The following is a 13,468-nucleotide window of genomic DNA, read 5'->3' as shown; positions in this document are numbered from 1 at the left end:
GTAACAGGGTGCAAGTATCAATTGCGCCCTGTTTTGTTATGCAGTATTTACAGGAGCGGATTTACTCCTTGCTCAATCAGCATCTCGGTGAGGGCGATTAACGGCAGACCGATAAGTGTATTTGGGTCGCGGCCTGATAATCTATCAAATAGGGTAATACCCAATCCCTCACTTTTAAAACTGCCGGCACAATCCCATGGTTGCTCTCGCGTCAAATAACCGTCTATTTCTGCTTCACTTAGCGTTCGGAAATAAACGTCAAAAGTTTCGCACAGGCAGTTAATGCTGTTGGTTGCTGTATTCAATAGGGCCAGACCGGTATAAAAAGTGACACATTGTCCACTGGCCTGCTGCAATTGCTTCATTGCGTTTGCATAATTGTGGGGTTTCCCGACGATTAATCCGTCAATGACACAGACCTGATCAGAGCCGATTATCAGATGTTGTGGAAAACTCCCCGCCAGTGCCTGTGCTTTTGTACTCGCCAACCGCTGCACTAGCGCGCTGGCTTCTTCACCTGCCTGTGGGCTTTCATCGGTCTGTGGTGCCGCAGTAACAAAAGGTAATTGCAGCTTTTCCAGCAAAGTCCGACGATATGATGAGGTTGAAGCAAGAACCAGTTGCAGCATAATATTTTCCATAAACCGTAGCGTAATTTAATCAGGCATTTTAAACTGTCTGCCGCTTCGGAAGCGAATATTGGTGAAAGGTGCAGTAAAAAGGCCTTTTTCTTTGACTCTATGTCGTTACAAAGTTAATATGCGCGCCCTATGCAAAAGGTAAAATTACCCCTGACCATTGATGCGGTTCGTACCGCTCAGAAACGTTTAGATTACGCAGGTATCTATTCTCCTGAGCAGGTTACACGTGTAGCCGATTCAGTGGTAAGTGTGGACAGCGATGTCGTGGCCTCATTATCGTTTAATATCGATAATCAGCGCCTGGCGGTTATTACAGGTCACGCGGACGTCGATGTAACATTGATGTGTCAGCGCTGTAGTAACACGTTTGCACAACATGTTCATACAACGTATTGTTTTAGCCCGGTCGTCAATGATGAGCAGGCTGAAGCATTACCGGAAGCGTACGAGCCGATCGAAGTCGACGAATTTGGCGAAGTTGATCTGCTGGCTATGATTGAAGACGAAATTATTCTTTCACTGCCTGTCGTTCCGGTACATGATTCTGAACACTGTGAAGTGTCCGAGGCGGACATGGTATTTGGTAAACTGCCTGAAGAGGTGGAGAAACCGAATCCATTTGCCGTATTAGCCAGTTTAAAGAAAGTAATTAAGGAGTAAGGTCAATGGCCGTACAACAGAACAAACCAACTCGTTCCAAACGTGGCATGCGCCGTTCACACGATGCGCTGACCACTGCCACTCTGTCTGTGGACAAAACTTCCGGTGAAACTCACCTGCGTCACCACATCACAGCCGACGGTTTCTACCGTGGCCGCAAGGTTATCGGCTGAGTAGTACTTGCTAATCTTTAGCAAGGCGATACCTTGACTTGTCTAACCCTAGCGTTAGATGCAATGGGTGGGGATTTCGGTCCCCACGTCACAGTGCCTGCTTCATTGCAGGCACTGGCCTCTAATCCACGGCTTAAACTCCTGCTGGTCGGGAATCCCGACACCATCACTCCGTTACTTGTTAATGCCGATCCTTTGTTGCTGGTGAGGTTACAGGTCATCCCTGCTGAGCATGTTATTGCCAGCGATGCTAAACCCTCACAAGCTATTCGTGCCAGTCGTGGTACCTCGATGCACATAGCGCTGGAGTTGGTCAAAAACGGGGACGCGGCAGCCTGTGTGAGTGCAGGGAATACAGGAGCCTTGATGGGGCTGGCGAAGATGATGATTAAGCCATTAGATGGAATAGAGCGCCCGGCGTTAATGACTGTCATCCCAAACCAGCAACGCAGCAAGACGGTGGTGCTGGATTTAGGGGCTAACGTTGAATGTGATAGTACAATGTTGGTGCAGTTTGCTGTCATGGGTTCGGTGATGGCAGAAGAAGTTGTCGGTATTACCAACCCGCGTGTTGCTTTGCTCAATATCGGCGAAGAAGAAACCAAGGGGTTAGATAATATCCGCGAAGCCGCCGCAGTATTAAGAAATACACCGGCGATCAACTATATTGGTTATCTGGAAGGCAATGATTTGCTTACGGGTAAGACCGATGTGATGGTTTGTGACGGCTTCGTGGGTAACGTCACTCTAAAGACCATGGAAGGTGTGATAAGAATGTTCTTGTCACTGCTCAAATCATCGGGCGAAGGCAGTAAACAGTCCTGGTGGCTTAAACTCATTGGGCGCTGGCTGCAAAAACGTGTGGCAAAACGGTTCGGTCATTTGAACCCCGACCAGTATAATGGTGCATGTCTGTTAGGATTGCGGGGCATTGTAATCAAGAGTCATGGCGCGGCGAATCAACGTGCATTCGCAGTCGCAATCGAACAGGCGGTGCAGGCGGTGCAGCGGCAAGTCCCTCAACGGATAGCCGCGCGCCTTGAAGCGGTATTACCCAAGAGTGACTGATCGTACATGTATACTAAGATTCTCGGTACGGGGAGTTATCTGCCCGTACAAGTGCGCAGCAATGCTGATTTAGAAAAAATGGTGGATACTTCGGACGAGTGGATTGTCACCCGTACAGGTATTCGTGAGCGGCGTATTGCCGGCCTGGATGAAACAGTCGCAACCATGGGTTTCCATGCGGCTGAAAAAGCACTGGAGATGTCTGGCGTTAGTAAGGACCAGATTGGGCTGATTATTGTTGCTACCACCTCTTCAAGCCATGCTTTCCCAAGCTCGGCCTGTCAGGTACAGCAAATGCTGGGTATTAAAGATGCAGCCTCTTTCGATTTGGCAGCAGCCTGTGCGGGCTTTACCTATGCTCTGAGTGTGGCTGACCAATATGTGAAAAGTGGTGCGGTTAAGCATGCCATCGTGATTGGCTCCGATATGTTATCGCGCGCGCTGGACCCAGAAGACCGCGGTACGATTATTCTGTTTGGTGATGGTGCAGGTGCTGTGGTTTTAGGCGCATCTGAACAGCCTGGCATACTGTCAACCCATTTGCATGCCGACGGCAGCTATGGTCAGTTGCTGGCACTGCCGTACCAAGATCGCCAAAAACAAGAGCAACCAGCCTATGTCACCATGGCCGGTAATGAAGTATTTAAAGTCGCGGTGACTGAGCTTGCCCACATTGTGGATGAGACATTGCAGGCCAACAATCTGGAGCGCAGTGCGCTGGATTGGTTAGTGCCGCATCAGGCTAACCTGCGTATTATTACCGCAACGGCGAAGAAGTTAGGCATGGGGATGGATAGAGTGGTGATAACTCTTGATCGTCATGGCAACACCTCTGCGGCATCTGTCCCTGCGGCGCTGGATGAAGCGGTGCGAGATGGGCGTATTCAACGTGGGCAGTTAGTGCTGCTGGAAGCGTTTGGCGGTGGCTTTACCTGGGGCTCTGCGCTGGTTCGCTTTTGATTTAACAGTACCTTTTTTGATTTAACAGGAAAGCAGAATGTCGAAATTTGCAATGGTATTTCCAGGCCAGGGTTCTCAATCCCTTGGCATGCTGGCCGATTTGGCGGCACAATTTCCGATAGTTGAAGCGACTTTCAGTGAAGCGTCGTCGGTACTGGGTTACTCCCTTTGGCAGCTAGTGCAGCAAGGCCCGGCAGACGAATTGAATAAAACGTGGCAGACACAACCGGCATTGCTGGCGGCATCTGTTGCAATTTGGCGTGTCTGGCAACATCAAGGCGGCAAGCTGCCGACAATGATGGCAGGTCATAGCTTGGGTGAATACTCAGCGCTGGTTTGCGCGGGTGTGATTGATTTCAAACAGGCGATCACTCTGGTTGAATTGCGCGGCAAACTGATGCAAGAAGCGGTACCAGCAGGCACCGGCGCAATGTACGCCATCATAGGTCTGGATAATGAATCCATTGCTAAAGCCTGTGAAGAATCAGCACAAGGTCAGGTTGTTTCGCCTGTCAATTTTAACTCGCCAGGCCAGGTCGTGATTGCCGGCAACAAAGAAGCAGTAGAACGCGCAGGGGTTGCTTGTGAAGCGGCCGGAGCCAAGCGCGCCTTGCCTTTACCGGTCAGTGTGCCATCTCATTGTGCGTTAATGAAGCCGGCGGCTGATAAGTTAGCCGAAGCACTGGAAAACATTGAATTCCAGGCGCCATTGTTCCCGGTTGTCAATAATGTTGATGTGAAAACGGAAGTTTCACCAGACGCTATCCGTAGTGCGCTGGTGCGCCAACTCTACAACCCGGTACGTTGGACTGAGAGTGTTGAATTTATGGCAGCAGAAGGTATTGAGCTGCTGTTAGAAGTTGGGCCAGGTAAAGTCTTGACTGGCTTGACCAAGCGTATCGTGGATACTTTAACCGCAGCACCGGTAAACGATGTTGCTACATTGACCAGCGCGCTTGAAAACTAAGAAAGAGGATAACATGAGCTTCGAAGGAAAAATTGCGCTGGTAACCGGCGCGAGCCGTGGGATTGGCCGTGCGATTGCAGAATTATTGGTCGAACGTGGTGCCCGGGTTATTGGCACTGCGACCAGTGAGAAGGGTGCAGAAGCGATTAGTGCCTATCTGGGTAGCAATGGCAAAGGCTATATGTTGAACGTCGTGGAACCCGCGTCAATCGATGCTGTTTTGACAGCGATTCGTGCGGAATTTGGCGAAGTTGATATTTTAGTGAATAATGCAGGTATTACGCGTGATAACCTGCTGATGCGTATGAAGGATGAAGAGTGGCAAGATATTATTGACACCGATCTGACTTCTGTATTCCGCCTGTCAAAAGCGGTAATGCGCGCTATGATGAAAAAGCGGTTTGGGCGTATCATCACCATCGGGTCTGTGGTTGGGACAATGGGCAATGCGGGGCAGGTTAACTACGCGGCAGCTAAAGCGGGTCTGATCGGTTTTAGCAAGTCTTTGGCGCGTGAGGTTGCTTCACGTGGCATTACTGTCAACGTTGTGGCACCTGGCTTTATTGAGACGGACATGACGACGGCGTTGACAGATGAACAACGCGCAGGCATTTTAGCCCAAGTACCAGCTAACCGGCTTGGGCAAGCTAAAGAAATCGCCAGCGCTGTTGCATTTTTAGCCTCTGACGAGGCCAGCTACATCTCTGGTGAAACGTTACATGTCAATGGCGGCATGTATATGATTTAAAAATCACGAAAGTATTTGCATTATTTGAGGTGAAAACCGCAAAATAGCGTAAAATCGTGGTTTGACCAGCCGAGATTTAGTTGCATCTTTTTCAACATTTTATACACTACGAAAACCATCGCGAAAGCGAGTTTTGATAGGAAATTTAAGAGTATGAGCACTATCGAAGAACGCGTTAAGAAAATCATCGTTGAACAACTGGGTGTTAAAGAAGACGAAGTGAAGAACAGTGCTTCTTTCGTTGAAGATCTTGGCGCGGATTCTCTGGACACCGTTGAGCTGGTAATGGCTCTGGAAGAAGAATTTGATACTGAGATTCCAGACGAAGAAGCAGAGAAAATCACTACTGTTCAGGCAGCTATTGATTTTATCAACGCTAACCAGCAGTAAGCGAACATGCTTTAAGTTTAGATAGTTAGGCGGTCACTCGACCGCCTAAGTTTTTTTTGTCCTAAGTGTTATTTTCCCTCCTTGGAGGACAACCGTGTCTAAGCGTCGAGTTGTTGTGACTGGACTGGGCATGTTGTCTCCTGTCGGTAATACAGTAGAATCCACATGGAACGCTGTTCTTGCCGGGCAGAGTGGCATCAGCCTGATCGACCATTTCGATACTAGTGCCTATGCAACGAAATTTGCTGGCTTAGTAAAAGATTTTAATTGTGAAGAGTTCATTTCGCGTAAAGATGCACGCAAAATGGATGCATTCATACAGTACGGCATTGTTGCTGGCATGCAAGCCATGCAAGACTCAGGGCTTGAAATAACCGAAGCTAATGCTCCTCGTATCGGTGCCGCTATTGGTTCTGGTATTGGTGGGTTGGGTCTGATTGAAGAGAACCACACTGCGCTGGTGAATGGTGGGCCACGTAAAATTAGCCCGTTCTTCGTGCCATCAACCATTGTTAACATGATTGCCGGCCATCTGACCATTATGTGTGGTATGCGTGGGCCGAGCATTTCTATCGCGACTGCCTGTACTTCTGGTGTGCATAACATCGGTCAAGCGGCACGTATCATTGCTTACAATGATGCGGATGTCATGCTGGCAGGTGGCGCTGAAAAAGCCAGTACTCCACTGGGTGTCGGTGGTTTTGGTGCCGCTCGTGCATTGTCTACTCGTAACGATAATCCGCAAGCCGCAAGCCGCCCGTGGGATAAAGACCGTGATGGTTTCGTTCTGGGTGACGGCGCAGGCATGATGGTGCTGGAAGAGTACGAGCACGCGAAGAAACGTGGTGCAAAAATCTATGCTGAAGTTGTTGGGTTTGGGATGAGCAGCGATGCCTATCACATGACCTCTCCACCGGAAGACGGTTCAGGAGCAGCGCTGGCAATGGTGAATGCATTACGTGATGCGGGTGTGACCGCATCTCAAATCGGCTATATCAATGCCCATGGCACATCGACTCCTGCTGGCGACAAAGCCGAAACGCAGGCAGTTAAGTCTGTATTTGGTGAAGATGCCCGCAAAGTGATGGTCAGTTCCACCAAATCCATGACTGGGCACTTGTTAGGTGCAGCCGGTGCGGTTGAGTCTATCTTCACTGTGCTGGCGTTGCGTGATCAAGCTATTCCGCCAACCATTAATCTGGATAACCCGGATGAAGGTTGTGATTTGGATTTTGTTCCGCATGAAGCCCGTCAGGTAAAAGATATGGAGTACACCTTGTGTAACTCCTTCGGCTTCGGTGGCACTAACGGTTCTTTAGTTTTCCGCAAGGTCTAACTTCTGCTGTTAAGCTTCTGCTGCTAAAAAGGCCCGGTTTTCCGGGTCTTTTATTAGGTTAACCCCGCATCACTTAATGGCTCAACGTGAGTGCTGTCACCGCTAACGTCGCGCCACAGTGCCAAGTAAGAAAGAGATAACATCCCGCCATAATCACTGTCTTAATAAGAGATAAATCTGAAAACAGCCATTGACTAAATCTGCTACTGTCGCCATGTACAATTTTTATTTATGTACAGTATATATTTACTGGCAAGGTATATTTAGCAACTGAATGTATGGCAAACAATACCCCTCCCATTTAAAGAGAGTCTGAATGTTCTGGATTAATGGTATAGAGCAAAATTTGATTTCAGCGTCAGACCGCTCAGTGCAGTTTGGTGATGGCTGCTTTACGACGGCAAGGGTATCTCATGGTCGGGTAGTGTGGCTTGATAAACATATACTGCGCCTGCAACAGGCAACCGAACGCTTGTTGATGCCGACAGTAAACTGGAATGCCTTGACTAAGGAAATGGTCGAGGCGGCAAACCATACTGAAGATGGGGTACTGAAAGTGATTATTAGCCGGGGTAGCGGTGGGCGCGGCTACAGCGGTACTGCTTGTCAGCACCCTACGCGCATTATTTCGCTTAGTGATTATCCGGCGCATTATCATAGTTGGCGTGAGCGGGGTATTTCATTGGCATTAAGCCCGGTGACATTAGCTCGCAGCCCATTGCTGGCGGGTGTTAAGCACCTGAATCGCCTTGAGCAAGTGTTGATTCGTGCGCATCTTGAGCAGACAGAGGCTGATGAGGCACTGGTGCTTGACACTGCGGGCCTGCTGGTGGAATGCTGTGCGGCTAATTTATTCTGGCGTAAAGGTGGTGCAATATTTACCCCGGACTTAAGCCAGTCGGGTGTTGATGGCATCATGCGCCAGATGATTATTACCTGTCTGGCCGGGCATGGGCAGCAGGTAGCGATTGTGGCGCAGCCACTGGAGGCACTGGCTGATGCGGATGAAATTATCGTGTGCAACGCGCTGATGCCGCTACTGTCTGTGAACCGCGCCGATAAATGGCTTTATCACTCGCGTCAGTTGTTTGATTTCCTGAATCAGTATTGTTGCGATGCATAACTGATGGTCTCAGCAGCATGTTGGTTTTAATGTATAGCGTAGATGACTACCTTTAATTTGAAGATGGCCACCCGATGAAAATAAAAAGCACCCGAGTTGTAATCCTTTTTGCCGCTATCTGTTTGGGATTAGTGCTGTTGGGTTATCAGAAAATACAACACTTTGCGGACCAGCCGCTGGCTATCCAGCAAGAAACCATCTTTAAACTCCCCGCCGGTACGGGGCGGGTCGCATTGGAGAATTTACTGCAACGTGACCACGTGATTAAAAACACCCGTTTGTTCCCCTGGCTGTTACGTATAGAGCCTGAGTTGGCAAAATTTAAGGCGGGGACTTACCGTTTTACCCCTGGCATGACGGTGCGCGGCATGCTGGAATTACTCGCCAGTGGTAAAGAAGCACAATTTACCGTGCGCTTTATTGAGGGCAAGCGGCTACGTGACTGGCTGGATGAGTTGCAGCAGTCGAAATACGTAAAACATGTTTTGGCCGGCAAAAGTGATAGTGAGATTGCGGTGTTACTGGGGTTAAAAGACAGTGATCACCCTGAGGGTTGGCTCTATCCTGATACCTACTCCTATACCGCCGGGACGACTGATCTGGCCTTACTCAAACGTGCCCATGCGAAGATGGAAAAGACGGTTGATGAAATTTGGCAAGGGCGAGAGGAATCTTTACCCTATAAGACACCGGGTGAGCTGGTCACCATGGCATCTATCATCGAAAAAGAAACCGCAGTAAATGAAGAACGCACTAAAGTCGCATCGGTGTTTATTAACCGTCTGCGGATTGGTATGCGCCTGCAAACTGACCCTACAGTCATTTATGGTATGGGTGACAAGTATAATGGCAACATTAGTCGTAAAGACTTAGATACACCAACACCTTATAATACCTATGTGATTTCTGGTTTGCCGCCCACCCCAATAGCCATGCCGGGGCTGGCATCACTGACGGCTGCCGCGCATCCGGCCAAAACCGCCTATCTCTACTTTGTGGCAGATGGTAAGGGCGGGCATACATTTACCACCAATTTAGCCAGTCATAACCAAGCGGTACGGGTCTATCGTCAATCGCTTAAGGATAAAAATGAACAGTAAATTTATCGTTATTGAAGGGCTGGAAGGGGCAGGGAAAACCACCGCCAGAGACACCGTGGTTGCCACGCTGCGCGCCCAAGGGATTAACGATATTGTTTTTACCCGAGAGCCGGGTGGGACACCATTGGCAGAAAAACTGCGTGATTTGATTAAACAAGGTATTGATGGTGAAGTCCTGACAGATAAAGCCGAAGTGCTGATGCTGTATGCCGCGCGAGTACAATTAGTTGAGAATGTAATTAAACCGGCGCTGGCTCGAGGCAGTTGGGTGGTGGGTGATCGCCATGATCTCTCATCTCAGGCGTATCAGGGAGGAGGGCGTGGCATTGATAGCCAACTGATGACGTCACTGCGTGATACCGTATTGGGTGAATTCCGCCCTGATCTAACGCTGTATCTTGATCTGCCGCCTGTGGTCGGTTTAGCACGCGCTCGTGCCCGTGGCGAGTTGGATCGTATTGAACAAGAGTCGCTGGCCTTTTTTGAACGCACGCGGGCACGCTATCTCGAACTGGCCGCCGCTGATAGCAGCATAAAAACCATCGATGCCTCCCAATCTCTTGAGCAAGTGAGCACATCAATCAGCCGGGTACTGACTCAATGGCTGGCCAGCCGGGAAACCGCATAATGAAATGGTATCCGTGGCTTACGGCCCCTTATCGCCAGTTGATAGGGCAGCATACTGCCGGGCGCGGGCACCACGCGTTATTACTCCACTCCTTGCCCGGTAATGGTGAAGAGGCGTTGATTTATGGCCTCAGTCGCTGGCTGATGTGCCAGCAGCGGCAAGGTGAGAAAAGTTGTGGTGAATGCCATAGCTGCCGTTTAATGCTGGCGGGTAACCACCCGGACTGGTATGTACTGGCACCGGAAAAAGGTAAAAGCAGTATTGGGGTCGAATTGGTGCGTCAGCAGATAGATAAGCTCTATTCCCATGCACAACAAGGTGGGGCTAAGGTGGTGTGGTTGCCACACGCCGAACTGTTGACCGATGCGGCGGCAAATGCCTTATTGAAAACCTTGGAAGAGCCACCGGAGAAAACCTATTTCCTGCTGGACTGCCATCAACCCGCCAGTTTGTTAGCTACGCTGCGTAGCCGCTGTTTTTACTGGTATTTAGCCTGCCCAGATACCGCACTCAGTTTGCAATGGCTGCAACGCCAGACTCAAGCAGAACCGGTGACGGCGCTGGCCGCGCTTAAATTGAGTGAGGGCGCACCCTTGGCAGCCGAGCGGTTGTTGCAACCGGAGCGCTGGACTCTACGAACTGCGCTGTGTAGCGCGCTCAGTAGTGCATTGAACAGTTCGGATCTACTGTCATTGTTAGTGCAGTTGAACCATGATGATGCAGCTGAACGCCTCCAATGGCTCTCTTCGCTGCTGCTGGATGCTTTGAAATGGCAACAAGGTGCTGGTGAGTTTGCTGTTAATCAGGATCAATTGTCGCTGGTACAACAGTTGGCACGCGTAGCCACCACACTGGTGTTGCTTCAGTCAACGCAACAACTGGCAAAATGCCGTCATCAATTACTATCTGTCGTCGGTGTCAACCGTGAATTGTTACTCACTGAGTTGTTACTTAACTGGGAAACCGCGTTATCCACCGGCACCTATTCCACCTCACCTTGATTGTACACTCAACGTAATTGGCGTTGCAGCGGCTGGCCGAAGGATGGGCCGAGTAACGAATATAGCGAGCGCCCCTGCGGCTTCAATTATGAAAAGTATGGAAGAGTTTAATATTATGTTGTTAGTAGATTCACACTGCCATCTTGATAGCCTTGATTACCAGACGTTGCACAGCAGCGTCGATGATGTATTAGCCAAAGCAAGTGCGCGAGATGTCGGTTTCGTCCTGGCGGTAGCCACTACGTTACCGGGCTTTTCTGCCATGACATCCCTTATTGGCGAACGCCCAAATGTGGCATTTTCATGTGGTGTCCATCCGCTGAATCTCGATGGTGGCTATGATTTCCAGCAACTCAGAAGCCTGGCTGCGGCAGATAATGTGGTGGCGATGGGCGAGACCGGGCTGGATTATTTTTATCAGCAAGATAATATCCCGCTGCAACAAGCCTCTTTCCGTGAACATATTCGTATTGGTCGCGAATTAAACAAACCGGTGATTGTGCATACCCGCGATGCGCGTGAAGATACACTCGCAATTTTGCAGGAAGAGCAGGCGCAGGAGTGTGGTGGTGTTTTACATTGCTTTACAGAAGACAAAGCCACGGCAGCAACGCTATTAGACCTCGGTTTTTATATCTCATTTTCGGGGATTCTCACTTTTCGTAATGCGGAACAACTGCGTGATGTGGCCCGTTATGTTCCGCTGGATCGGATATTAGTAGAAACCGATTCACCTTATCTGGCCCCGGTTCCCCACCGTGGCAAAGAGAATCAACCAGCCTATGTCCGTGATGTTGCAGAGTATATGGCAGTGCTGAAAGGCGTGAGTCTTGAATCACTGGCGCAGGCGACGACTGACAACTTCTGCCGGTTATTTCATCTGGACCCTTCCCGGCTCGCCAGTGAAAATAGTTAGCCTCCTTCATAATACTTTTTTTTAAGCTCGTAATTAATCCCCGGAACGAGTAATGTTCTCACCCGATTTATTGGGTGAGGGCAGGTCTTGTTGACGTTTTTTTACAAAAAATGCGCGATTTGATGCAAATTAAGCGCTTTCTTGAAAGAAACGTGACTGCCATCAAACATTAAGCAGGCTATTTATTTTACTCTTCGTAAAAATTAAAAGGGTGCTTTAGACACCCTTATTCGCAAAGGCTTACTCCCCCCTTTGTAATGCCAATAAACGCGAGAAACAGCAGAAAAGCACTATTACTCAGGAGCACACTCAACTATGTTTAAGAACGCATTTGCAAACCTGCAAAAGGTAGGTAAATCGCTAATGCTACCGGTATCCGTCTTACCCATCGCAGGCATTCTGCTGGGTGTCGGTTCCGCGAATTTTAGCTGGCTACCAACAGTAGTCTCTCACGTAATGGCAGAAGCGGGCGGTTCCGTCTTTGCTAACATGGCATTAATCTTTGCTATTGGCGTTGCACTCGGCTTTACCAATAACGACGGTGTATCCGCGTTGGCGGCAGTTGTTGCTTACGGCATCATGGTGAAAACCATGGCTGTGGTAGCGCCTCTGGTCTTGCATCTGCCAGCAGAAGAAATTGCGGCCAAACATTTAGCCGATACTGGGGTACTGGGCGGGATTACTGCAGGTGCTATAGCCGCCTACATGTTCAACCGCTTCTACCGTATTCAGTTACCTGAATATCTCGGTTTCTTTGCGGGCAAACGCTTTGTTCCGATTATTTCTGGTTTCACCGCTATTTTCGTTGGTGTGATCCTGTCCTTCGTATGGCCACCTATCGGTACTGCGATCCAGACCTTCTCCCAATGGGCGGCTTACCAGAACTCAGTCGTTGCTTTTGGTATCTACGGCGTAGTTGAACGTGCGCTGGTACCATTCGGTCTGCACCATATCTGGAACGTACCATTCCAAATGCAAATTGGTGAATACACCAACGCAGCAGGTCAGGTGTTCCACGGTGACATTCCACGTTACATGGCGGGTGACCCAACTGCCGGTAAACTGTCTGGTGGCTTCCTGTTCAAAATGTACGGTCTGCCAGCCGCTGCGATTGCGATTTGGCATTCAGCCAAGCCGGAAAACCGCGCTAAAGTGGGCGGGATCATGATCTCCGCAGCACTGACCTCATTCCTGACGGGTATCACCGAACCAATTGAATTCTCCTTCATGTTCGTGGCACCAATTTTGTATGTTATCCATGCAATTTTGGCTGGTCTGGCGTTCCCAATCTGTATTCTGCTTGGAATGCGTGACGGTACCAGCTTCTCCCATGGTTTGATTGACTTCATTGTTCTCAGTGGTAACAGTAGCCGTATCTGGCTGTTCCCTCTGGTGGGTATTTGCTACGGTCTGGTGTACTACACCATCTTCCGTGTGCTGATTACCAAACTGGACCTGAAAACACCGGGTCGTGAAGAGACAACCACTGAGCAAACTGTCCAGGGCGGCACAGAAATGTCAGCGGCACTGGTAAATGCGTTTGGTGGTAAAGAGAACATCACTAACCTGGATGCTTGTATTACCCGTCTGCGTGTCAGCGTGGCGGATGTCTCCAAGGTTGACCAACCTGGTCTGAAGCGACTGGGTGCTGCGGGTGTAGTGGTGGCAGGGTCTGGTGTTCAGGCTATCTTCGGGACTAAATCAGATAACCTGAAAACAGATATGGACGAGTATATTCGTAACCATTAATTCAGGTT

Annotated in this window: 15 protein-coding genes; 14 read left to right on the top strand and 1 reads right to left on the bottom strand. The window is 49.5% G+C overall.

Annotation, left to right across the window (positions count from 1 at the left end):
• Positions 1–47: 47 nt before the first annotated feature.
• Positions 48–629: a Maf family protein gene (locus ACWJJO_RS13560; protein ID WP_481091138.1), complete on the bottom strand. Its 582-nt coding sequence runs from the start codon at positions 627–629 to the stop codon at positions 48–50.
• A 141-nt stretch (positions 630–770) separates the two neighbouring features.
• On the opposite strand from ACWJJO_RS13560, the gene yceD reads away from it, so the two are divergent.
• The 14 genes from yceD to ptsG all read left to right on the top strand — a co-directional run bounded on the left by yceD (position 771) and on the right by ptsG (position 13,460).
• Positions 771–1,301, top strand: a complete 531-nt coding sequence (gene yceD, locus ACWJJO_RS13555) for a 23S rRNA accumulation protein YceD (RefSeq protein WP_083158518.1) — start codon at positions 771–773, stop codon at positions 1,299–1,301.
• A 5-nt stretch (positions 1,302–1,306) separates the two neighbouring features.
• Positions 1,307–1,474 (top strand): 50S ribosomal protein L32, encoded by a 168-nt coding sequence (gene rpmF, locus ACWJJO_RS13550; protein ID WP_002210931.1) that lies wholly within the window; start codon positions 1,307–1,309, stop codon positions 1,472–1,474.
• A gap of 33 nt (positions 1,475–1,507) precedes the next feature.
• A complete protein-coding gene (plsX, locus tag ACWJJO_RS13545; RefSeq protein ID WP_481091137.1) occupies positions 1,508–2,542 on the top strand; it encodes a phosphate acyltransferase PlsX in 1,035 nt (344 codons plus the stop codon).
• 6 nt (positions 2,543–2,548) lie between these two features.
• The gene (locus ACWJJO_RS13540; protein WP_083158520.1) at positions 2,549–3,502 is read left to right on the top strand and encodes a beta-ketoacyl-ACP synthase III; all 954 of its coding nucleotides are present in this window, start codon (positions 2,549–2,551) and stop codon (positions 3,500–3,502) included.
• Between the two features lie 37 nt (positions 3,503–3,539).
• On the top strand, positions 3,540–4,469 hold the full coding sequence (gene fabD, locus ACWJJO_RS13535; RefSeq protein WP_481091136.1) for an ACP S-malonyltransferase: 930 nt from the start codon (positions 3,540–3,542) through the stop codon (positions 4,467–4,469).
• Between the two features lie 13 nt (positions 4,470–4,482).
• Positions 4,483–5,217, top strand: coding sequence for a 3-oxoacyl-ACP reductase FabG (gene fabG, locus ACWJJO_RS13530; RefSeq protein ID WP_083158522.1), 735 nt, complete (start codon positions 4,483–4,485; stop codon positions 5,215–5,217).
• Between the two features lie 153 nt (positions 5,218–5,370).
• A complete protein-coding gene (acpP, locus tag ACWJJO_RS13525; protein ID WP_002220787.1) occupies positions 5,371–5,607 on the top strand; it encodes an acyl carrier protein in 237 nt (78 codons plus the stop codon).
• A 94-nt stretch (positions 5,608–5,701) separates the two neighbouring features.
• A complete protein-coding gene (fabF, locus tag ACWJJO_RS13520; RefSeq protein ID WP_372569288.1) occupies positions 5,702–6,943 on the top strand; it encodes a beta-ketoacyl-ACP synthase II in 1,242 nt (413 codons plus the stop codon).
• A 316-nt stretch (positions 6,944–7,259) separates the two neighbouring features.
• Positions 7,260–8,066: an aminodeoxychorismate lyase gene (gene pabC / locus ACWJJO_RS13515; protein ID WP_372569287.1), complete on the top strand. Its 807-nt coding sequence runs from the start codon at positions 7,260–7,262 to the stop codon at positions 8,064–8,066.
• Between the two features lie 74 nt (positions 8,067–8,140).
• Complete coding sequence (mltG, locus tag ACWJJO_RS13510; protein WP_083158525.1) at positions 8,141–9,166, top strand: endolytic transglycosylase MltG; 1,026 nt, start codon at positions 8,141–8,143, stop codon at positions 9,164–9,166.
• A complete protein-coding gene (tmk, locus tag ACWJJO_RS13505) occupies positions 9,156–9,794 on the top strand; it encodes a dTMP kinase (RefSeq protein ID WP_083158526.1) in 639 nt (212 codons plus the stop codon). Before mltG ends, tmk begins: the two co-directional genes overlap by 11 nt.
• The gene (gene holB, locus ACWJJO_RS13500) at positions 9,794–10,795 is read left to right on the top strand and encodes a DNA polymerase III subunit delta' (RefSeq protein ID WP_083158527.1); all 1,002 of its coding nucleotides are present in this window, start codon (positions 9,794–9,796) and stop codon (positions 10,793–10,795) included. Before tmk ends, holB begins: the two co-directional genes overlap by 1 nt.
• A gap of 115 nt (positions 10,796–10,910) precedes the next feature.
• Entirely contained in the window at positions 10,911–11,711 is an 801-nt protein-coding gene (locus tag ACWJJO_RS13495) for a metal-dependent hydrolase (protein WP_372569889.1), read from the top strand.
• Positions 11,712–12,026: 315 nt separating this feature from the next.
• Positions 12,027–13,460 carry a PTS glucose transporter subunit IIBC gene (gene ptsG, locus ACWJJO_RS13490; protein WP_481091135.1) on the top strand — a complete coding sequence of 478 codons (1,434 nt, stop codon included), beginning with the start codon at positions 12,027–12,029 and terminating at the stop codon, positions 13,458–13,460.
• Positions 13,461–13,468 lie beyond the last annotated feature (8 nt).

The organism is Yersinia antarctica (assembly GCF_056636475.1).
The sequence above is the reverse complement of the archived record's forward strand: the minus strand, read 5'-3'. Positions and strand labels throughout refer to the sequence as shown.